This is a genomic window from Alteromonas sp. R7 (genome assembly GCF_055755235.1).
Map to the genome: position 1 here is coordinate 474,394 of NZ_JBVTQX010000002.1, position 21,593 is coordinate 495,986.

The 21,593-nt window shown below is 46.2% G+C and carries 16 protein-coding genes; 3 read left to right on the top strand and 13 right to left on the bottom strand.

The annotated features are described in order from the left end of the window. Window positions 1-16: 16 nt before the first annotated feature. From AC0J2X_RS04890 to phoB, 12 genes are all read right to left on the bottom strand, one after another. Entirely contained in the window at window positions 17-1,366 is a 1,350-nt protein-coding gene (locus AC0J2X_RS04890; protein ID WP_039234964.1) for a tetratricopeptide repeat protein, read from the bottom strand. A 6-nt stretch (window positions 1,367-1,372) separates the two neighbouring features. Beyond that, window positions 1,373-1,981, bottom strand: coding sequence for an energy transducer TonB (locus AC0J2X_RS04895; RefSeq protein ID WP_156077909.1), 609 nt, complete (start codon window positions 1,979-1,981; stop codon window positions 1,373-1,375). Window positions 1,982-1,984: 3 nt separating this feature from the next. After that, window positions 1,985-2,392, bottom strand: a complete 408-nt coding sequence (locus AC0J2X_RS04900; RefSeq protein ID WP_014948289.1) for an ExbD/TolR family protein — start codon at window positions 2,390-2,392, stop codon at window positions 1,985-1,987. 32 nt (window positions 2,393-2,424) lie between these two features. Beyond that, window positions 2,425-2,943, bottom strand: a complete 519-nt coding sequence (locus AC0J2X_RS04905; protein WP_012517279.1) for a MotA/TolQ/ExbB proton channel family protein — start codon at window positions 2,941-2,943, stop codon at window positions 2,425-2,427. 2 nt (window positions 2,944-2,945) lie between these two features. Continuing rightward, entirely contained in the window at window positions 2,946-4,310 is a 1,365-nt protein-coding gene (locus AC0J2X_RS04910) for a MotA/TolQ/ExbB proton channel family protein (RefSeq protein ID WP_014948288.1), read from the bottom strand. 13 nt (window positions 4,311-4,323) lie between these two features. Continuing rightward, window positions 4,324-5,082 (bottom strand): DUF3450 domain-containing protein, encoded by a 759-nt coding sequence (locus AC0J2X_RS04915; protein WP_014948287.1) that lies wholly within the window; start codon window positions 5,080-5,082, stop codon window positions 4,324-4,326. Between the two features lie 207 nt (window positions 5,083-5,289). Beyond that, window positions 5,290-7,986, bottom strand: coding sequence for a TonB-dependent receptor domain-containing protein (locus AC0J2X_RS04920; RefSeq protein WP_039234969.1), 2,697 nt, complete (start codon window positions 7,984-7,986; stop codon window positions 5,290-5,292). A gap of 96 nt (window positions 7,987-8,082) precedes the next feature. Continuing rightward, the gene (locus AC0J2X_RS04925; RefSeq protein WP_278712001.1) at window positions 8,083-12,153 is read right to left on the bottom strand and encodes a beta strand repeat-containing protein; all 4,071 of its coding nucleotides are present in this window, start codon (window positions 12,151-12,153) and stop codon (window positions 8,083-8,085) included. 206 nt (window positions 12,154-12,359) lie between these two features. Next, a complete protein-coding gene (locus AC0J2X_RS04930; RefSeq protein ID WP_069944220.1) occupies window positions 12,360-13,151 on the bottom strand; it encodes a prolyl hydroxylase family protein in 792 nt (263 codons plus the stop codon). A 62-nt stretch (window positions 13,152-13,213) separates the two neighbouring features. Then, entirely contained in the window at window positions 13,214-14,242 is a 1,029-nt protein-coding gene (locus AC0J2X_RS04935; RefSeq protein ID WP_156077907.1) for a PstS family phosphate ABC transporter substrate-binding protein, read from the bottom strand. 16 nt (window positions 14,243-14,258) lie between these two features. Next, window positions 14,259-15,560 carry a phosphate regulon sensor histidine kinase PhoR gene (gene phoR / locus AC0J2X_RS04940; protein ID WP_014948282.1) on the bottom strand — a complete coding sequence of 434 codons (1,302 nt, stop codon included), beginning with the start codon at window positions 15,558-15,560 and terminating at the stop codon, window positions 14,259-14,261. Window positions 15,561-15,660: 100 nt separating this feature from the next. Continuing rightward, the gene (gene phoB / locus AC0J2X_RS04945; protein ID WP_014948281.1) at window positions 15,661-16,350 is read right to left on the bottom strand and encodes a phosphate regulon transcriptional regulator PhoB; all 690 of its coding nucleotides are present in this window, start codon (window positions 16,348-16,350) and stop codon (window positions 15,661-15,663) included. A 254-nt stretch (window positions 16,351-16,604) separates the two neighbouring features. Here phoB and AC0J2X_RS04950 point away from each other — a divergent pair, with 254 nt between their 5' ends. Together AC0J2X_RS04950 and rdgC are read left to right on the top strand one after the other, a co-directional pair. Next, window positions 16,605-18,335 (top strand): ATP-binding protein, encoded by a 1,731-nt coding sequence (locus AC0J2X_RS04950; protein ID WP_472995827.1) that lies wholly within the window; start codon window positions 16,605-16,607, stop codon window positions 18,333-18,335. 117 nt (window positions 18,336-18,452) lie between these two features. Beyond that, window positions 18,453-19,364, top strand: coding sequence for a recombination-associated protein RdgC (gene rdgC / locus AC0J2X_RS04955; protein ID WP_472995828.1), 912 nt, complete (start codon window positions 18,453-18,455; stop codon window positions 19,362-19,364). Window positions 19,365-19,581: 217 nt separating this feature from the next. Here the strand turns inward: rdgC and AC0J2X_RS04960 are convergent, their stop codons facing one another. After that, window positions 19,582-20,145, bottom strand: a complete 564-nt coding sequence (locus AC0J2X_RS04960) for a helix-turn-helix domain-containing protein (protein WP_014948278.1) — start codon at window positions 20,143-20,145, stop codon at window positions 19,582-19,584. Between the two features lie 186 nt (window positions 20,146-20,331). Here AC0J2X_RS04960 and AC0J2X_RS04965 point away from each other — a divergent pair, with 186 nt between their 5' ends. After that, window positions 20,332-21,522: a benzoate/H(+) symporter BenE family transporter gene (locus AC0J2X_RS04965; RefSeq protein WP_014975686.1), complete on the top strand. Its 1,191-nt coding sequence runs from the start codon at window positions 20,332-20,334 to the stop codon at window positions 21,520-21,522. Window positions 21,523-21,593: the final 71 nt, after the last annotated feature.

Here is a 21,593-nt window from a genome sequence, read left to right on the forward strand (position 1 = left end):
AACGAAAGTACGATACTTAACTTGTACCTAGCTCAGCTGCAATAGCGTCTGCCTGACGCTTTTCGCCCTGCACAAACTGCTTCCATTGCTGTGCCATGGCACGACTTTTCTGATGCTTTTCTGCTTCAGCTAGCTGATTAAGCGCAAGGGCATATTGCTTCTTGTTGTAAAGTGCCATGCCTTTAATCAGGTAAACCAAACCAGGGTTTCTCAAATCGCCCTTTTCAACCGCTCGGTCTGCCGCAGCAATTGCATCGTCGAAACGCTCTTCATTAAGAAGAATTTGCGCTAACTGTGCATCTAACTCACCGTCTTCAGACAGTTCAGCCGCTTGCATCATAACGGGAATGGCTTTGTCTTGCTCTTTAGCAAGTGACCAGCTTTGGCCTAAGAACTTAAGGTTGCGCAAGTTTTTCTCTAGCACGCCGTCGTTCATCGCCTGCTCCATCAACTTAGCACCTTTGTAAGGTACGCGATGATAGTAATAAAGCTGCGCCATGTTAAACACATCAGCGGATGTATTAACGAACCCGCGCTGATAAGCGGTTTCCATAATAGCCAACTGCTTGCGCTCTTCGCCTAGCTCACCGTACATACCCGCTAGCTGGATCCAATACTTAGGCTCGTCAAATAGCTTCACCATTTTAACCAGAACGTCTTTAACCTTTTGAGGCTGCTTGAGTTCATAGAAAATAGCACGCTGAAGAATTAACCACCCTTCATCGGGGATCATGCCTTCTGCTTCGTGGTCGGCAACCGCTTCTGAAATCCACGTTGAGGCTTGCTCGTACTGCTTATTCTGATAGTACGCTTGGGCCTTGATGACTTTGTTTTTCACCGGCACAGGGCCCGCATTAAGACTTTCCCAACGCTCTAAGTAAGTGATGGTATCGTCGTAATTACCCTGCATAAGGTTAAGCTGCGCCAAACTGAAAAGTGTAGTCATTTCGAACTTTTCAGGAATAGGCTGTTGCTCTACTACCTTGGCAAACGACTCCAACGCTTTTGCATAGTCTTCGTTGTTGTAATAAATGAAGCCGAAAAAGTTGTACATCATCGCTTTTTCGTAGGCGTTCATAGAATGAGACTTATCTTCCACTTCTTTCAAAATGGAAATAGCTTCTTCTACATTGCCCGCTTCATCAGCTGCCGTTTGTGCACGGGCTAGCTGCTCGTAGACTTTACCGCGAAGCGTAGGCACGCGACGGGTTTGCTTATCGCTAGCTTTTATCTCTTGTCCATCTTGCTGCTCAGCCTCTTGCGCTGTAGCGTTAGAAGCAATGAACATAGTAGGTACAGATACTGTGGCCGATGCAAATGCAAACGCCAGTGCACTAAGCAATGTATTCGTCTGTTTTCTCATCATGTTCTGTTACCCGTCAATTTGGAACGTAATACGGTTTTGTACACCAGACACTTCCGTTGCTTCGCCATTTACCACTCGAGGCTTATATTTGAACTTCATTGCCGCATCAATAGCCGCTTGTTCAAAAATACCTGAAGGGTTAGCTTCAACAACAATTGGGTCGCGTACTGCGCCTTGTTTAGTTACTGTAAATTCAACAATAACGAAACCTTCAATACCCCGTTGAAGTGCACGTCGTGGATACACTGGCGCAACCTTAACAATAGGAAGATATTCACCGTCACCGGATTCGAGGGCCAACCCGCCTTCTAGCGAGATGTCGTCTCCGACTTCAGCACCAAAGTCCATCGACGTACCTTCTGCATCTGGAGAAGGCGAGTCCATTTGAGGCTGCTCCATTTGCGGTGGCGGCTCTTCAGGCTTAGGTGGCTTCTTCGGCTTACGATCTTTTTTCTCAACCTGTTCATCCTGCTTAACCCTTACGAAGTCAAGCATGCTTCCCTTAGGCGGCTCAGTTAGTGCGCTGCCACCCATCTTGATAAGCGATTGCATCAAGAAGAACAGGCCTAACGTGATCGCAAGGGAAATAACAAATGCGATTAAATATCGTGGCATGATTTATTGCTCTTGGGCTGCAATCGAAACATCGTAAACGCCAGCGGCTCGCGACGCGTCCATAACCTTAATCAGTGTTTCTGTTGTGGCTTTTTTGTCAGCCTGAATTACAACAGAACCCTGTGGGTTTTCTGCGCGAAGACGCTCAATGTTCGCTTGTACTGCGCGAACGTCGATACGGCGCTTGTTAATCCAAATTTCGCCTTTATCTGAAATAGCGATAAGGATATTAGCGCGATCCTTTTTCACAGCAGTTGCTGCTTCTGGACGGTTAACATCGATACCCGCTTCTTTCACAAATGACGCAGTCACAATGAAGAAGATCAACATGATAAATACAACGTCCAGCATGGGCGTCATGTCGATGGCTGCTTCTTCTTCATCGACTAAGTTTTGAAAGTGCTGCTTCATAATAAATACCTTACCTTAACGCTTAGCTAGCATTAACGTTGAATAATCAATGCATCCTCAAGATGCGTGCGTTCTGATTTCACCATACGAGTTAACCAAGTAGCGGCGAATACGCCTGAAAGTGCGCCAACCATGCCCGCCATTGTGGGGATAGTGGCTTTCGATACACCTGACGCCATTGAACGAGCATTACCTGAGCCCGCAATCGCCATTACATCGAACACTTCAATCATACCGGTAACCGTTCCCATCAAGCCTAGCAGCGGACAAAGCGCAACCAGTGACTGGATAATTGGGATGCTGCCGTTTAGGCGCATGGTTAACTGTGAAATTGTTTTCTGACGAACCTGCTCTGCGAACCAAGAAGAGCGATCGGCACGTGCTGTCCACATTGCTATCGCTTCTTTCTTGGCTTGCTTGTGCCAAACCATCAGATACATCGCACGCTCGAGGATCAAAAGCCACATAACGAATATCAGCAGACCGATGACCAGGAGAACCTGGCCACCTGTTTCTGTGAAATCGCGAATTGCTTCTAGAAACTCGATCATGATTAGCCTCGCTCAGCGCGCTCTGCAATTACGCCAGACGCCTGTTCTTGTAGGATGTACACAATGTTCTTAGAACGTGTGTTAAGCATTGCATAAAGCAGTGTCATTGGAATCGCTACAACTAGACCTAGTACTGTTGTTACAAGTGCTGTTGAAATACCACCTGCCATCAGTTTCGGGTCACCCGTACCAAACAAGGTGATAGCTTGGAAGGTGTTGATCATACCGGTTACCGTACCTAGTAGACCCATAAGCGGTGCTACAACAGAGATAATCTTAATGATAGTTAGGTTACGACCTAACTTAGGTACTTCGCCCAAAATCGCTTCTGTAAGGTGAAGTTCAAGTGCTTCAACGTCGGCGTCTGGGTGCTCGTCACGTACTTTAAGTACACGGCCAAGCGGATTGTTTGTGTTTACTTCTTTGCTCTTAAGCTGTTTGTTCACTTTCATGCGAATAAGCGTCAGCGTTACAAGACGCTCAAGGGCAAGTAGAAGACCGAATGCACCAACGATAAGAATGATGTAACCTACAACACCGCCCTGCTCTACACGCTCTTGAAGGTTAGGCGCTTGAACAAGAAGACCTAGGATTGAACCACCCGTTGGGTCGATACCGAACTGCACTAACTCACCGCTTGATGCTTGTAGTTCAGCAGCAGAATCCATGTAACGGTCAGCAGGCTGACGTACAAGTTCAGATACTGTGCCTGTTACACCGTTGTACTCTAGGTATTTACCATCAGCAACAAGTGCAAAAGGACCTACGCGAACAACAGACTTATTCACTTTTTCACCGCCCGCTTCAACAACGTCTGTCTTGAACGTAGTGACTTTGCCGGCTTCAGTCATTTCGCGTTGCATTTCAAACCAAACGCGCTCAATTTCTTCAATTGATGCAAGTTTTGAGCTTGAACCCATGTCTTGTGCCATCTTATCAAGGAAGTCAGCACGGCCAGGGATTTGTGCAGAAACCACTGAGTTATAGAATTTGTTTTTGGTGTCGCCAGCGATTTGCTGAAGCACACCGAATAGCTCTTTAAGTGAACCAAGACGTGTGTCTAGTGCACCGTTTAAGTCAGCCAGTTTGAATTCGTTTTCTTCGAACTGAGTTTCAAGCTGCTCTGATTGTGCAAGCATTTGGTCGCGCTTTTCACGAGTTTCGCGAAGAATGCGATCTTGCTCTGCACGTTGCGCTTGGAAATCACGCTCGCGCTGTTTGTTTTGCTGAGACTGTGCGAACTGACCTTCTTCTAGTTGCTTAAGAAGTGCGTCTAAGTCCATGGCACGGTCGCTTTGTGCGAAAGCACCAACGCTGATGCTAAGGGCTGCTAGACCAACAGCGATACGTTTTACTGTGTTAAACATTCTCATCAACCTCTTAGTCTGTAATTGCCACTGGCAGCATTAGCAAGTCTGGTGCAAGTTGCTTCTTCGCCATGCGCAGACCTTTTGTAATTTGTGTACGGTAGCTGCTATCAAGCTCTTCCCACTGACGAGTTTGCTTGTTCCAAACACCCTGCATGCTTGCATCACGTGTTTGATAAATTAGCGCTGTGCGACCAAGGCGTAGGAATTCAACGTCACGCTCTTGACCGTTAATTGAATGAATACCGCTGTACGCTTCCATAGTGCGGCCGTAGTCCATCTCTACTTGATACGCTTCCATTACGCGGCGGAATTTCTCAGACGCAGCAACGTCGGCGCGGTCCATCATAGCGCGAAGGTCAGCAACGCGATTCGCGCGCTCTTCTGGAAGGAATGGTACGTCTAGCGCAACAAACTGCTCTAGGCCGTCAATCATGCGCATCATTAGTGGTGTGATTTGACGCTCAACAACAGACACTTCATCGATAGCAGCATTTAGGTCTGCCATTTCTTGTTCTTGGTTATTGATTTGCTTACGAAGCTGAGTGTTATAAACCTCAAGGCCTTCGATTTCTTTCATCAATGTTTTGAACTGTTGAAGTTTGCTGTCGATTTGATCGGTAATACCGTTAATCTTTTCTTGCGATTTCGCCGCTGACTCGTTTATTTTCGCTGCCTCATCGACAACGGGTTTTAAGACTTCATCGTCTTGTGCAAGCACGGGTGTCGCTGCTAGCGCACCTGCCACAAGCAAGGCATTGATAAGCTTCATACATTCAAACCTTTAAAGTTAAAAGAAATCGGTTGTATCCGACTATAAATTTCTGCGCGTAGGATAGGAGTTTTCTGTGACAGTTTTATTACGAAACTGTCATAAATCGATGACTATTGTCACAAATAGAAAAGCCCGGCAGGAAAACCGGGCTTTAGATGATTGTTGCTGCTCTCTTTTTGAAGAAGCAGCACTGGCTGTATTTTCTTAGAAGTTATAAGTAATTGAAGCGTTTATACCTGTACCTACGCTTAGCTTACGCAGCGTAAGACCTTCTTGCTCAATTTCTTTCTCGTCGTTGAAAATGTTTTGCACACGTAATTTAATTGTAGTGTTGAAGTCAGGGTAGTAAGTATAAACGGCGTCCAATGAATGGAACGGTTTTTCAATACCATCTTCAAAACCACGTACGCCAGGCGCAATGATACGTTCACCGAATGAGTTATAGACTAGTGACGCTGAATGCTCACCGTTATCAGAATCCCAACCTAACTGAAGGTTAGCAACCCACTCAGAGTGACCTACTAGACGACGCTTGTCGTTAGTAATGGTCGCCGTGATAGTACCGCCGTAAGCTTCACGTGCCTGCTGAGAGAACAGTGATTCTTGATCGCCACTACCAATAGTTACTTCTGAGTCAGAAAGCGTCATGTTTCCTGATACAAAGAAGTTACTGAAGTTATCACCAATAAAGCCAAGGTCGTGCAAGAATTCAAACTCGATACCGTACAGCTCACCTTCCTGTCCGTTAGCCGTTAATAGCTGAGGCACACCTTCACCGCCGTCAAACTGCACCATCTCGATAGGGTTTTCCATATCTTTATAGAAGAGTGCAACAGACAAGTTGTTACCTTGTGACATATACCACTCCCAGCGGAAGTCGATATTCGTCAATTCAGTTTCAACCAATGAAGGAGAACCGCGTACAAGGAATTCTGTTAACGGGTCGATAAAGAAGGTTGAGCTGATATCACGTAAGTCAGGACGGATTAGCGTTTGGCTGATGTTAAAGCGATACTGCATTTCTTCACTTGGGATATAAGTGAAAGCTAATGACGGTAGTACATCAGATTCATTGTAGATGCTGTCAATGATGGCATCAGTGTCGTCAGCAAACTTATCCGAGTGCTCGATAAATGGAATCGATACTTGCTGGAAGTCTTCATAACGAGCACCGCCACTTACGCGGAACTTCTGGTTGAAGAATGCATCAACCATGAAATAGCCTGCGGTAAGTTTAGTTGCCGCTGAGTACTTATCACCTGCACCTGTATTGTCCTGAAACACAGAACGACCCGTTGAGCTGGTGTAGAAGTCGTCGTTATAGATATTTTCTTGTGAGAAAATTTCATTCAAACGGCTACCTTCTTTAAAGTCAGAAGAAATACCAAAGTGACGCACCGCTAAGTCAATATTGTTACCGTCACGGGTTTTGTCGTAGTAATCCATACCGGCTTTAAGTTCAACGTCGTAGCCATCGCCGAAGAACGCGGTAGACACGTTGAAGCCATAGGTATCAGACTCATCATAAAGCACCTGATATTGGCGGTTAAGGTTAGTTCCTGGCGTATCATCAAGACGCTCAAGCTCTAATGCACCCGACTCATCGTAGAACTGCTGGAATGTTACTTCCATGATATCTGGCGCTTCACGAGACGCACGGCTAGTTCCCACGTACCAATCGAAAAACACACCATCTAACAAGTTAAGGAAGTTGTGCGTACCTTTAAGCTGTGAAGAAACCATTTCACGCTCTTCGAAAATGATATCCATGCGGCGGAATTCTTCCACGCCAGGGTTAGATTCACTTTCGTCGAAGTAGTATCCATCGCGAACACGGTCTCGCATGTCGTGAAGGATCATGTTCACAAGTTCTACTTTGTGGTTGCTGTTGTACTCGTAACCCACGTTGAACATACCGCTCCAACGCACGTTTTGCTCTGTAGACACCATGTCGCGATATTTAGTGAAGCGTGGATTTTCCTGACCACCACCGATATCGTTACCTAACATCTCTTCGGCAACTGTCCATTCGTTGCTGTAAGAAACCGTTGCAAGGAAACCAAGTACAGAGTCGTTGTCGAATACGTAATTGTTACCAATGGTCGTACCCAAGCTGAAGTTCGGGTCTACAGACTTTTCGTCTGGGCCGATGTCCCAGTTAAATGAACTTAGGATATCCTGCGTTTCAGCCAGTGTTCTTGTGCGGTCGCCCTCAAAGCCTGCAGAGCCATTTGCAGCAAGACCCGAGCTGATAATGTCAGGCAGTGCACGGGTACCGTCGTCACGACCAGTCCAATCATCGCCGCCACCAGAATAGAAAACACCGGTGTCGCTATTTTGCGTATTCCAACCGCCACCTGCACTTACATTGAATACAAACTCAGATGGGATTGATTTAGTACGAATGTTTACGTTACCGCCACCAAAGTGACCAGGCATATTGGGTGAGTAAGATTTCTGAACGTTCAGGCTTTCGATGATACTTGATGGGAATAAATCAAGCGGTACAACCGAGCGCGTAGGATCCGGACTTGGTACCGTCATGCCATTTAGCTGTGTGCTTGAATAACGCTCACCTAAACCACGAACGTAAATAAATTTACCGTCAACTAGCGTAAGACCTGTTACACGTCGAAGTGCAGCAGCGGCATCGCCGTCACCGGTACGAGAAATTTGTTCTGCGCCAAGAATATCAGCAACGAACGCCTGATTTTGACGCTCTTGTAAAACCGCCGTTGCGGTTCCTTTAAGTCGCGTACCCGTAGCAACGACTTCTTCAATTACTTCGTCTTCTGACTGCTGTGCTACTGCTGATAACGGTAACGCGCTTGCGCCAAGAATGGACGCGATAGCCAGCGAAAGTCCACCGACTTTAAATGCTGACGTTTGATTGTTTTTCATTGTGTAACTCCTAAGAAACTGTAATCAGGTAGCTGCGCTTACACAAAAGCTAAGGCGCAAAAACGCCTTAGCTTTACTGTGTCTCGCATTCACTTATTAGTCTTGAAGACCAACAGTTACCCAACCCAGTGTCCAGTCAGACTCACCGTCGAATGCACCTTGGAAGTCTGTGCTATCAAAGAAAGCGTCCAAAGTAGAAGCGTCGAAGCCTGAACCTAATAAAACTGAATTGCTTGCAGGTACGAAACCTGTTGAATCAAAGCCAAGTGCTGCAGTTTCAGCAAGAACGCTGTTGCCGTCTTGACCTTCAAACCACGCTTGCGTGCTGTCTGTACCAATAGTGTCTGAACCAAATGCGCTCGCAGATGAACATGCTACTGTTGAGTGTGTCACAGTTAGTGAACCTGCTGCTGCGTTAGCAATTGATTCATCACCATTCACTCGTAGGCAGTTGCTGTAGTTTGCGCCACCGGTAACCACTAGGTTTTTGATTGTTCCCGCTGTACCGTTGCGAAGACGTACACCGTTTGTATTGTCTGCACCTAAAATTGTTACGTTAGATACTGTTGGTGTCGTCAATGGTGTCCACGCAGGGTTATCTTCGTTGTTGTCAGCTTCGAACGCATTGTCGCCGCCCGCTGCATCTTGCTTGATAACTACGTACTGCGCCTTACCTGTCCAACCGAATGACCAGTCTAGAGAATCATCACCGATAGCAGTTAATACTAAGTGACTTACGTTTACTGTACCGCCGAAGAACTCAACGCCATCATCTAGGTTTTGGTGAACTTGGATGAAGTCAACTTCAGTGCCGCTACCTACACCCGCAAATGAAATACCGTTTAGCTCATCACCTGCCGCAAGTGCTTTACCTGCGTGCTTCACGATAACGTAGCGAAGCGTACCTGAGCTATCTTCACTGTCTGCACCACCGTATAGGCCTGCATCACCTTCTGCGGCTACACCACAGTTAGCCAGTTCAGCTTCAGACGTATCACCGTCGTCACCTGTGTTACATAGGTTTGTTGGTGCGTTACCTAGAATAACTAGACCGCCCCATTGGCCGATGGCTGTTTCGCCGCCAGTCATATCTTCTGAAGATGTGAAGGTAATTGGCAGTGTTGCAGTACCAGACGCTTCAATCTTAGAGCCACGACGAACAACTAAGAAATCATCACCATCTTCACCGAATACTGTAGTACCGCGCTGAATGTAAAGTGAAGCGCTGTCAGCGTTGTCGTTACCTACCGCTGTACGACCTTTAATTAGCCAGTGAGCATCGTTAGTTAGCGATACATCAGCAGTAAACACGGTGTCAGTAGCAAGCTGATAAACAGGCTTGTCAGTAATATCTGGGAAGCTAGCAGACACGTCGGTCGCCAAGCCTTGCTCTAGTGCCGTTGTAACGTCAGCAGGAATGCTATCGTTTACCGCAACAGTCCAACCGTCCATCCAGTTGTTGTCACCGTCAAATGCACCGATATAGTCAGTTGCTGCGAAGAAGTCATTCTCTTCTGATACATCAACGCCCGCACCAAGAAGTGGTGAGCCAGAGCGAGGTGTAAATCCATCGTTAGAAAGCATTAGTGCATCAGCGGTAAGCACGCTGTTACCTGTTTGGCCTTCGAACCATGTTTGAGTAGTACCACCACCGATAGCGTCTGAACCAAAGTTATTACCTGCTTCACAAGCAACCACTGAATGTTCTACAGAAAGCTCGCCAGATACTGCGTTAGCAATCGACTCGTCGCCGTTAACTCGTAGGCAGTTAGAGTAGCCTTCACCAGCTGTAACAACTAGATTGCGGATATTACCCGCAGTACCGTTGCGTAGACGAACGCCGTTAGTTGTGTCAGCGCCAACGATAGTCACGTTAGAAATAGTAGGCTTAGTGAGTGGAAGCCACGCTGGGTTGTCTTCGTTATTATCCGCTTCAATAGCGTTGTCGCCACCAGCAGCTGATTGTTGGATATAAACGTTTTGCGCGTTACCTGTCCAACCGAAAGACCAATCTAGCGAGTCATCACCGATATCAGTAAGTACAACGTTACGTACGCTAACTGTACCGCCAAAGAATTCAATACCGTCATCAAGGTTTTGATGAACTTGAATGTACTCAACTTTAGTACCTGAACCGATACCTGCAAATGAAATACCGTTTAGCTCGTCACCCGCTGCAAGAGCGCGGCCTGCGTGCTTAACTACTACGTAGCGAAGTGAACCTGTGCTATCTGCAGGGTTATTACCGCCGTAAAGACCCGCGTCACCTTCAGCAGCCACACCACATGAAGCAAGTTCAGCGTCAGAGGTATCTGAATCGTCACCGGTATTACATAGGTTAGTTGGTGCATTACCTAGAAGTACGATACCGCCCCATTGGCCGATACCCGTTTCGTCACCGATAAGGTCTTGTACAGAGGTAAACGTGATAGGTGCACTTGCCGTACCGTTAGCTTCAATCATTGAGCCACGACGTACTACCAAGAAGTCATCACCTTGCTCACCAAACACAGTCGTACCTTGTTCGATGTATAGTGTTGCGCTGTCTTCGTTATCGTTACCTACTGCAGTACGGCCTTTAATTAGCCAGTAAGCATCGTTAGTAAGTGTAACGTCAGATGTGAATGTGGTGTCAGCAGCAATTTCGTAAACCGGCTTGTCTAGGTCGAAGTCAGCCGATACGTCTGTTGCTAGACCCTGTGCAAATGCGTTTTGAACGTCAGTTGGGAAACCGCCGTTTACGCCTACCGTCCAACCTACAGTCCAGTCTGTGCCGTTAGGGTTGAATGCACCAATATATTGACCGCCGCCAAGTGCTACAGGAGAAGATGCAGTTGGGAAGTAACCGTTGTCCTCAAGCATTAATGCAGACGCAGCTAAAACGCTGTTGCCATCTTGGCCTTCAAACCACGCTTGAGTAGTGCCACCGTTAATGGTGTCAGAACCAAAGTTGTTCGCAGGTGTTTCACACGCAACAATTGAATCAGTGATAGAAAGCTCGCCCGACTCAGCGTTAGCAATTGCTTCGTCACCGTTTACACGTAGGCAGTTGTTTGCAAGTGCAGAACCCGTTACTAGAACGTTTGAAAGCACGCCTGCTGTACCGTTACGTAGACGTACACCATTGGTGTTGTCTGCACTAACAATAGTCACGTTTGAAATAGTTGGCTTAGTTAGCGGCAACCAAGACGGATTATCTTCGTTGTTATCCGCTTCGATTGCGTTGTCGCCACCGTCAGCTGACTGTTGGATATAAACGTTAGTTGCGCTACCAGTCCAGCCAAATGACCAGTCTAGTGAATCGTCACCGATGTCAGTAAGTACAACGTTACTTACGTTAACCGTACCACCGAAGAATTCAATACCGTCATCAAGGTTTTGGTGAACCTGAATATAGTTAACTGTGGTGCCTGAACCGATACCAGCGAATGAAATACCGTTTAGCTCGTCGCCTGATGCCAGAGCTTTACCCGCATGCTTAACTACAACGTACTCTAGCGTACCTGAGTTATCTTCTGGGTTATTACCACCGTAAAGACCTGCATCACCTTCTGCAGAAACACCACAGTTTGCAAGTTCTTCGTCAGACGTATCTGCATCGTCACCCGTATTACAAAGGTTAGTTGGTGCGTTACCTAGTAGAACTACACCGCCCCACTGACCGATTGAAGTTTCTTCACCAGTAACGTCCTGTACCGATGTCATCACGATAGGCGCTGTAGACGTACCAGATGCGTCAATTTGAGATCCACGACGAACAACTAAGAAGTCATCGCCGTCTTCGCCGATTACTGTAGTACCTTCTTGAATAGTTAGTACCGCTGCATCAGCGTTGTCGTTACCAACCGCCGTACGACCTTTGATGATCCAGTGAGCATCGTTCGTTAAGGTCATATCTTGAGTGATAGTTAAATCGGTATCTAAACGATAAACAGGCTTATCTGTAATCGTTCCTGAGAATTCGCTTGATACGTCTGTGGCAAAGCCTAGAGAGAACGGCGTATCTACATCAGGGGTAGTCGGTGTTGTTGGTGTTGTAGGTGTAGTTGGTGTTGTTGGAGTTGTTACTACTTCATCACCTTCATTAATATTGATGTCACCGCCACAGCCTGCAAGGACAAGCGCAGTCGTGATAGCACTTACCTTAAATATGTTACGAATTTCCATTAAATTCTCCAGATTTTTGTAATACGGATTCTAAGGTTTGCTAGAGAGTAAAGGAGATCGGTGACATTTTTGTTACAAAGTAAAAAACTTATCGAATTTATTTGAACTTTTTCAGCTTTGAACTAAAGCCTGCGTAAAGCTATTACTTTTCAATTAGATAAAACAAGATTGATTAAAAATAAAACTAAAAGCTTGGCTTGAGGTGTTTAGTTTTTCGTTCTAAACCATTTGGTTATGACAGTTTTGTGACCACGAGTGACAGGTTCTGCGAAATGAATACTGTTAAGGTTGGGGTCGCCAGAGGGCAGCAAATTATTCCAAAAGAGTGCCATTCCCTTTTTCGGTTTTACTGCAATATCTAGCTTGGTGAAGCGGGTGTGACCGCCGTCACATTCATCATTCAAGTAAATCATGCATGTCCACGTTCGCTGACCACGCGATAGACAATGCGCTTTGTACTGCGGGCTTCCTGGAGGAAAGAAGTCGTAGTGAGGTTTGTAATATTCCCCAACATTGTAGTGCTGGGCCTGAATAACTTCTCCTTCTCCCACGCCCAAACTAAGGGTTGAAACAATGCGACTATCAACGTCTTTGACTAGCTTATTACCGAGAAAGGCTAATTCACATGTTGAAGAGGTTCTAATGTCATCAGCGCTAGCGGCTCCCGCCAATTTAGAGGGCGCGAGTTTATCTTTGGTCAGCGCAACAATGTCGTCACACTCTTGGCTGCTCAAGAAGTTATCGTACGAGAAGAGCTGAATGTCACTGGGCTCGGCAAGTGGCTTAGCCTTTTCCACGCGGGCGATAGCACTTTTTGCTAGCTTCTCGTAGAAACTTGGAGAGGGTGAAAACTGATAATTAGTGGGCAAATTGGCGCCGAGCACTTTTTTAATAGTGTCGGGAGAAAAACCGTTTTCCGCTAGGGTTGTCACGATAGTTGGCACAGCTGTCCCTGATAGCAGGCATTTGACAACCCATTGTTTCCACGCTGGCGGCATATACGACACAGTTTTATCCTTTGCTTTTAACGGCGAGTGATGCGGCTTCTACTTTCGCTTTTCTATTCCAATAATCGACGCTGGCGTACCAGTACGTCTTCACGAATGGGGAAATATCCGTCTCTTAACACCTGCTGCTGCCCTTCCTGTGACAAGATATAGCGCAAAAACTCCCTTTCCAGAGTAGGTAAAGGCTCACCAGGCTTTTTATTTATCACTAAATAAAGAAAACGGGCAAACGGATACGTTTCGTTGCGCACTGTATCGATAGAAAGAGGGATTAAGCTATCTAGCGACTCACCTAAAGGCAGAGCGCGAACTCCTGCGGTTTTATAGCCGTAAGCGGCATAGCCAATCGCGCCTGTACCGCTGGCCACGGACAATACTACAGATGCAGAGCCAGGTTGTTCGTTTACCGTATTCTTAAAGTCACCATCGCACAGCGCCATCACTTTAAACAAGCCGTAAGTACCCGATACTGAATTTCGACCGTATAGCCTGATAGGAGAACGATAGCCTATATCGTCAACGCCGAGCTGAGACCAATTGGTAATGGCTGTATTGCTGCCACAAAACTGGGTTTCAGAAAACACCGCGTCAACTTGCTCAAGGGTCATACCCGGCAGCGGATTGCGTCTATCCACAAAAATGGCGATGGCATCCATTGCCACTTTTAATACCGTAGGCGGGTAACCGTGGGTTCGCGTAAAATCCCGTATTTCACTGGGTTTTAGTTCTCGGCTCATAGGGCCTATGGTGGCAGTACCTTCAATAAGTGCCGGCGGAGCGGTAGATGAACCGGACGCCTGTATTTGAAAGCCGACCTGAGGATAAAGGGTTTTAAATTCCTGTGACCAAAAGGTCATTAAGTTTGCCAGCGTGTCTGAGCCAACAGAGGATATTTTTCCTGCCACCCCAGGCTTACGTTCATAGGCAGGTACTTGATAGCTACCAGAAGCAGATGACGAGCTTTGAGTATTTTGAGAATCAGCCAGAGTTCCAAATGGTAACAATAAGCCTATTACTAAAAGTAACGTTGAAAGGCGATAGCGTTGCCCTTTCATCTTGTTATACTTTTTGCTCACCAACACTTCTCGCCTCTTAGGGTTACAGTTGCTCTGCAATCAACTCGTTATCCAGTACAAACGAGAAATTGCTGCCCTCACCCAATGTACTGGTTATATCTAAACGAGAATTATGATGACTTAGTACATGTTTTACAATGGAAAGGCCTAAGCCAGAGCCACCGGTTTTGCGAGAGCGCGCTTTATCCACGCGATAAAAGCGCTCGGTAAGGCGGTTTAGATGATTTGGCTCAATACCATCACCGTTATCTACCACAGAAAATTGCGCGCCATTGGGTTTACGTCGCCAGTACACATTAATTTCGCCACCAGCAGGTGTGTAGTGCACCGCATTAAACACTAGGTTTGAGCAAGCACTTCGAAGCTCGGTCTCTACACCGAAAACATAGAGTTCTTTGTCGATGTGGAAGTTTATTGTGTGGTTTTTCTCTTTATTAAGCGCCTGCGCTTCTCTTTCCACTTGCGCAAGGACCACAGGAATATTCACAACATTTTCGTAGATGCGTTCCGAACTTGCTTCAATGCGCGACAACACCAGCAAGTCTTCTATCAAGTTTTGCATACGGTGGGTTTGCGATGTCATTTCTTTCATCGCTTTTTGCATGAATGGATCGGAGTCTTCATCAATAGGAAGAATTTCAAGGTATCCGTTAATGACCGTTAGCGGTGTACGCAATTCATGAGACACATTTGCCACAAAGTCCTTACGCATTTCTTCAAGCTGGGACACCCGCGTTATGTCACGGGCAATCAGCAACAAATGCTCATCGCCATACGGCATAATCCGGTATTCAAAGGTTTTGTTGGGGTTGGTAGGTGACGGTACTTCAATGGGGTATTTATAATTCCCTGCATGAAAGTACTGAATAAACTCCGGATGGCGCAACAAGTTGTCGATTCGACGCCCAGAGTCTTGCGGCCATTTAAGCCCTAAATCCAAGCGAGCAAGGCGGTTACACCAAATAATGCAGGCCTTAGCATCAACCACTACCGCCGCATCAGGCAAGGCTTCAGACCCCTCTCTAAAGCGCTTTACCAATTCACCAAGCTCTTTGCGCTTATTGCGGTTACGACGCTGAAGGTAATAAATCCCTTCATAAATATGTTCCCACACGCCACGCACGGTAGGTGGAGACATTTTACGACTATGCCATAACCAGCGATTTAGCTTGTAAAGATGCCAGTAGTTAAATAGCAGTAGCAGGGTTGCGCCAATAGCAACGGCGAATAACATATCATCTAGATACCACCCGACTAGCGCAAAAACCACAAGGAATAGCACTAAGCGCAATGTACTTCTCAACCAAGAGAACGGGTAATACATGAAATAGCTCGCGTTGTTAAAGGTGGAATTGGGCGTATGCCCAGATGGCGCAGCGGCATCAAGGGAATAACACTATGTTACTCCCTAAACACTACATTTATTACAGCTTAGTAGAAAAACGGTAACCCGCGCCGCGTACTGTTTGGATCATAGCATCATGTCCGTGGCGAGAGATAGCTTTGCGTAGACGTCGAATATGTACATCTACCGTTCTGTCTTCTACATAAACATTGGTTCCCCAAACATTATCTAGCAGTAGCTCTCGGCTATAGACACGTTCTGGGTGCGTCATAAAGAAGTGCAACAATTTAAATTCAGTCGGCCCCATGTCTAACGGTTCTTCATTCGCCATTACGCGATGTGATACCGGTTCAAGTTTAAGACCATTAAATTCAATGGGCTCCTCGCTTGATGTAGGCGTTACTCTTCGCATCACTGCTTTTATTCTTGCCACAAGCTCTTTCGGCGAGAATGGTTTAGTAACGTAGTCATCAGCACCTGCATCCAGGCCGCGAATTTTGTCTTCTTCCTCGCCACGGGCTGTAAGCATGATGACGGGAATGTCACGAGTAAACTCGTGCTGCTTTAAACTTTTAGCTAGCTGTACACCGCTTCCTCCCGGCAACATCCAATCTAATAAGATTAAATCTGGGTAAGGTTCGCAAATTTTTTCTTGCGCGATGTCGAAATCTTCGGCTTCAATAATGTTAAAACCAGATTGCTCAAGCACAAACTTAAGCATTTCACGGATAGGCGCTTCGTCCTCAACCACCAACACTGTACGAGACATCGTAATATTCCTGCTCATTTTTAAACGCCGTTATTATTAATGTGGTCTGTGACAGTTTTATTAAAACGATTACATTTATGTGTCAAGTTTAATACAAGCTTGTTCCAAAGTTTAAATACATAATCTTGTTTATTCATACGATTACGCATATTCTTGAAATTACATAAAACCGACTGTTATTGTTGCAAAGGTGAGCAACTACCAAGCGTTGTCGGTGATTTAAAAGGTCTGATGTAACAGGGGTGTGTTTATCGATGGCTGCGGTCAAGACAGGGTTATCAAGGAAACTCTTAGCCAGAGTGTTGTCAGTGTACTTTTCTCTCACGCTGCTAGTGACGGTAGGACAGATCTTTACAGAATACCTCAGCACGAAAAATCACGTTGAAGGCGAGCTTCAAACGCTAAAAAACACCTTTTCTTCTAGCCTGACCCGCGCTTTGTGGGAACTTAACCACGACCAAGTGCGTGCCATCGCCGAAGGCCTTATGTCATTGCCTATTGTTGAAGGGCTTCAAGTTCGTGGTGAAAACGGTAACTACATTGCCGAGTACGGCATCCGTGCTCAGCGTTCTCCTGCTCCGGTTGACCGTGAAATAATTGAAGATCATCCCGGCGGCGTATTTAGCTACAGCTTCCCACTAGTATTTAAATTCTCAGGTCGCGAATCTACGGTTGGCGACGTTACCTTGTATTCTAGCTTTGATACTATTTTTAGCCGTATTGAAGTAGGCGTATTTTTTCTTATCGGTAATGCGTTAGTAAAAACCACCTTTCTGGTCTTCTTGTTCATGACCGCATTTCGCACCATGCTTTCTGAACCGCTGCAAACCATTACCGAGCAAATGGGTAATTTCGATCCTCAACACCCAGAAGAGAGCAAACTCAGCATAAAGCTCGATGATGACAACGAGCTATTACAGCTTAAGGAATCTTACAACCACGTTATTGACGACCTGATTATTTCAAACAATAAGCTGAAAGACGCGCAGAATGAACTCACTCTTGCCAACAAGAAGCTAGACGACCAAAACCTGATTTTAGAACAAGAAGTGGCAAAGAAAACAGCGTCGTTGTCTCAGATCATGCTCGACTTAGAGCAGCAAAAAGACGAGCTTATTGCCCACCAGCGAGAGCTTCGCCAAGAAAACGAAAATCTTCAGTATATAGAAGCCGAACTGCGCAAACGTAACCAAGAGCTAGCCAGTTCGATGGATACACTTCATCAAGCGCAAGAGCAATTAGTCGAGTCGGAGCGCATGGCGTCGCTGGGCGGTCTGGTGGCCGGTATCGCGCATGACGTAAACACGCCATTAGGCGTGAGTGTGACCGCAGCCAGCTTTCTACAAGAGCGACTTAACAATTTAAAGACCGACTTCGAAGATAAAAGCCTGACCAGTAAGAACATGGCAAGCTTCATCGATGAAGCAGAACAAACTGCGCTATTACTTTTAAGTAACCTGGAGCGCGCATCTGATCTTATCGCCAGCTTTAAACAGGTGGCCGTTGACCAGACCAGTGAAACCGAGCGCGAATTTGTGTTGGGCGACTATATTAACGAAATTATTCAGTCACTTAAGCCAAGTTTTAAGCATACTGAACATCAAATTAACGTATCCTGCCCCGACAATTTAGTTGTGACCTGTGCACCTGGCGCCATCGCTCAAATCGTTACCAATATGGTGGTTAACTCAATTACGCACGGCTTTGAAGGCAAAGCGGCCGGCTCTGTAACACTAGATGTAAAAGAAGATGGTGATAATGTTGTGATCCACTACCAAGATGACGGAAAAGGTTTAAGCGAAGAAGAGCTCAGTAAGTTGTTTGATGCCTTCTTTACTACCAAACGCGGAGAAGGTGGTAGCGGTCTAGGCACACATATTATGTACAACCTAGTTACACAGTCACTGCATGGGCATATAGAGGCCGACAGTACGCTTGGCAACGGCTTACAGTACACCATTCGTTTTCCGAAAAAGAGTGCTTAACCTTTCTTGCCACTATCAATCTAAGGTGCCCGCTTTCTAGGGCCTTTTATTCAATTGCACCGCGAGTCTTACGTTGGTAGGCTTGCGCCCTATTTTTATCAAGAGAATGCTTACACTATGTGGTTTAAAAATGTAAAAGCCTATCAAATTACTCAGCCGTTATCGCTAGACGAGGGCGATTTAGAACGTGCCCTTAACGAACACGCTTTTCGCCCGTGCGGTAGCCAGGACTTAGCAACCATAGGGTTCGCCTCTCCGTTTTCTCAGGCGGGTAAGCAAGGCACCATGTTCCATGTTTTTCAACAGCGTTTTTGGATAACCCTAAAGAAACAGGAAAAGATCTTGCCCGGCGCAGTGGTAAATGCCGAGCTTGACGAAATGGTGGCCAAAATTGAAATGGAAACCGGTTCGCCAGTTGGTAAAAAAGCCAAAGCAGATCTTAAACAAGAAATTCAAACCCGTTTGCTGCCCCAGGCATTTACAAAAAACACCTACACTCACGGCTTTATTTCGCTTGCTGACAACTTAGTCGTAGTTGACGCATCATCTGATGGCAAAGCCGAAGCCTTTTTGGCCATGGTAAGAAAAGCCATAGGCTCACTTCCAGTAGTGCCATTTACGCGCAGAAGCCTTCAAAGCGAGCTTACGCACTGGGTTACTGAGTCAACACCAGAAGGTGTAGGTCTACTTGAAGAAGCTGAGCTTAAATCTACCGATGACACTGGCAGCGTTATTCGTTGTAAGAACCAGCCGCTAGACAGCGAAGAAATTAGTATTCATTTGGATGCCGGTAAGCTGGTTCAAAAGGTTGCATTCGAATATGCAGAGACGTTGACGGCTATTATGTGTGAGGATGGCGCCATTAAACGTGTTAAGTTCACCGATCGCATTAAAGAAGAAACTGACGATGTGCCAAAAGATCAGGTTGAAGCGCGCCTTGATGCAGAGTTCGCGCTTATGTCAGCCGAAATTTGTACACTGCTTAACTTCCTTCGTGGTGCGCTTAATCTTAACGACGATAGTTTATAAACTTATGGCAAATAAATATTAAGCCGATGAAAAAGATAGCCTAGCGCTATCGAAAAGCCTAATTACCTTGGGGTAGTTAGGCTTTTTATTAGGTCCTGTTAATTAACTTGATTGTTTGAACTGGCAACCGTCATTTAGCGCAAATACTTCTTCGCTTTTTTCCTAGCCTTTCTCCTAGCCTTTTTCCTAGCTTTTGCAAGAAAGTTTCCCAACCGCTTTAAGTTGGATAGTGAATAACCACAATAAAGCGCGTTTCTCCTACCTCATCTCGATAACCGTGGGGCTGGTCTGCGCGTAATATACACTGCTCTTGCGCTTGATAAGTTTGCCATTGACCATCTTGCAAAACCCCTAACTTTCCTTGTAGTACGTGAATATGTTCGGTGACGCCTATTTGATGCGCCGAAGAGTGCTGCTCATGAAAGTCCGTTAAGCATAGTTCAAACATTTCAAACTGGGTGGCTGAGTTAAACGGAAATAGCGTTTTTATGGTTACGTTTGGGTCGTTAGCGAACTTGTTGTCGGCATGTTGGGACGTAGGTGCGGTTTCATCACCTGACAAGAAAGAAGAAAAAGAACACGCAAGACCGGTTGCTATCTTCCACAAGGTAGCGATTGTGGGGCTAGACTCGCCTCGTTCTATTTGCCCCAACATGGCTTTAGACACTCCAGTCAACTGCGCGGTTTTATCAAGGGAAAGCCCCCGAGCTTTACGAACAGACTGCAGGTGGTGTGCAATACTTCTTGAAATAGCAGAAGGCTGCGCATTTGCTTTTGTCATGTAATGAAGGCCTTTTATTTTGACGCTGAGTTTAATAAACCAGTTGTGCGCTATAACGCACAGATGTTAAGTTAACTATTGTACGTTATAGCGCACAAAAAGGTAGAGTAGCACATTCGATAGACACTAAAAGCGTGTTTCATCGCTCGGTCGATTCCAAATCGAAATTCCATCACGAGGGTTTTCATGAGCAAGTGGAAGTTAAGTCATATCAGCGCAGGGCTAACCGCGGTTACAGTGGGTTACAGTAGTTCTGTTGTCATTATCATTGATGTAGCGCGTAAAGCCGGCGCCAGCGACGACATGGTAGTGAGTTGGTTGTTGGCGCTTGGGCTCGGTATGGGCATTACCTGCATTCTGTTTTCGTGGCTATCCAAACTGCCCGTTGTTACCGCTTGGTCTACCCCAGGCGCGGCTTTTTTGTTAACCAGTATCGGTGACTACCGTTTAAGTGAAGCCATTGGTGCATTTATACTATGTGCCTTGCTTTCTCTTGTAACTGCGCAAAGCCGTAGCCTGCTCAAACAAATAAGTCGGATTCCCCCTGCAATCTCATCGGCGCTTTTGGCCGGCATTCTCTTACCTATATGCCTTGCGATATTCAGTGATGTTAATGACGCACCGTACTTAGTTGCGTTATTTATCGCGGCTTATTTAGTAGGAAGCCGACTATTTCCCCGCTATCTTATGCTGTTGTTGCTGATCATGTCGGTGACCATTAGCTTGTTTATGAGTAGTGCAGATGGTGTGGTTGCTCTATCAAGCGACTCACCAGGGCTGCCATCAATATTCACCCTGCCCGAGCCTATTTGGGTAACGCCCACTTTCTCACTGAGTGCTGCCATTGGATTAGCATTTCCCCTTTTTCTTATCACCACGCTTTCTCAAAACTTGCCAGGTATAGCTATTCATCACGCCCATGGCTATACGCCCGACCACAAACCCATTTTGTCAGGCATTGCCATTGTTCAAGCCTTATTAGCACCTTTCGGTGGTTTTACCTTTAACTTAGCGGCGATAACGGCAGCGCTATGCATGGGCGAGCAAGCGGATGATGAAAAGTCGCAGCGCTATAAAGCCGCTATAGCAGCGGGGGTGGCGTATTTGTTCATGGGGTTATTAGCGTCTGTGGTCGTTGCGCTATTTGTGAGTATGCCCAGTATCATTATTCATCTGCTTGCAGGACTAGCCCTATTAGCTACGCTGCAAGGAGCGGTGGTTCGCGCCATGGAAGTAGAGCACCACAGGGCTCCTGCGTTGCTTACCATGCTGTGTACGGCGTCAGGATTTAGTTTATATTCCATGACTTCAGCGGTGTGGGGATTGGGGTTAGGTTTATTGCTGCTTTACGTTCAAAAGAAGCCTGTTAGCGCGTAGCAGCATTTGTTTGCTTTATGCTGTTTCATTGTCAGCTTTTCATAACGAAAAGGCCGGTACCGAAGTTATGC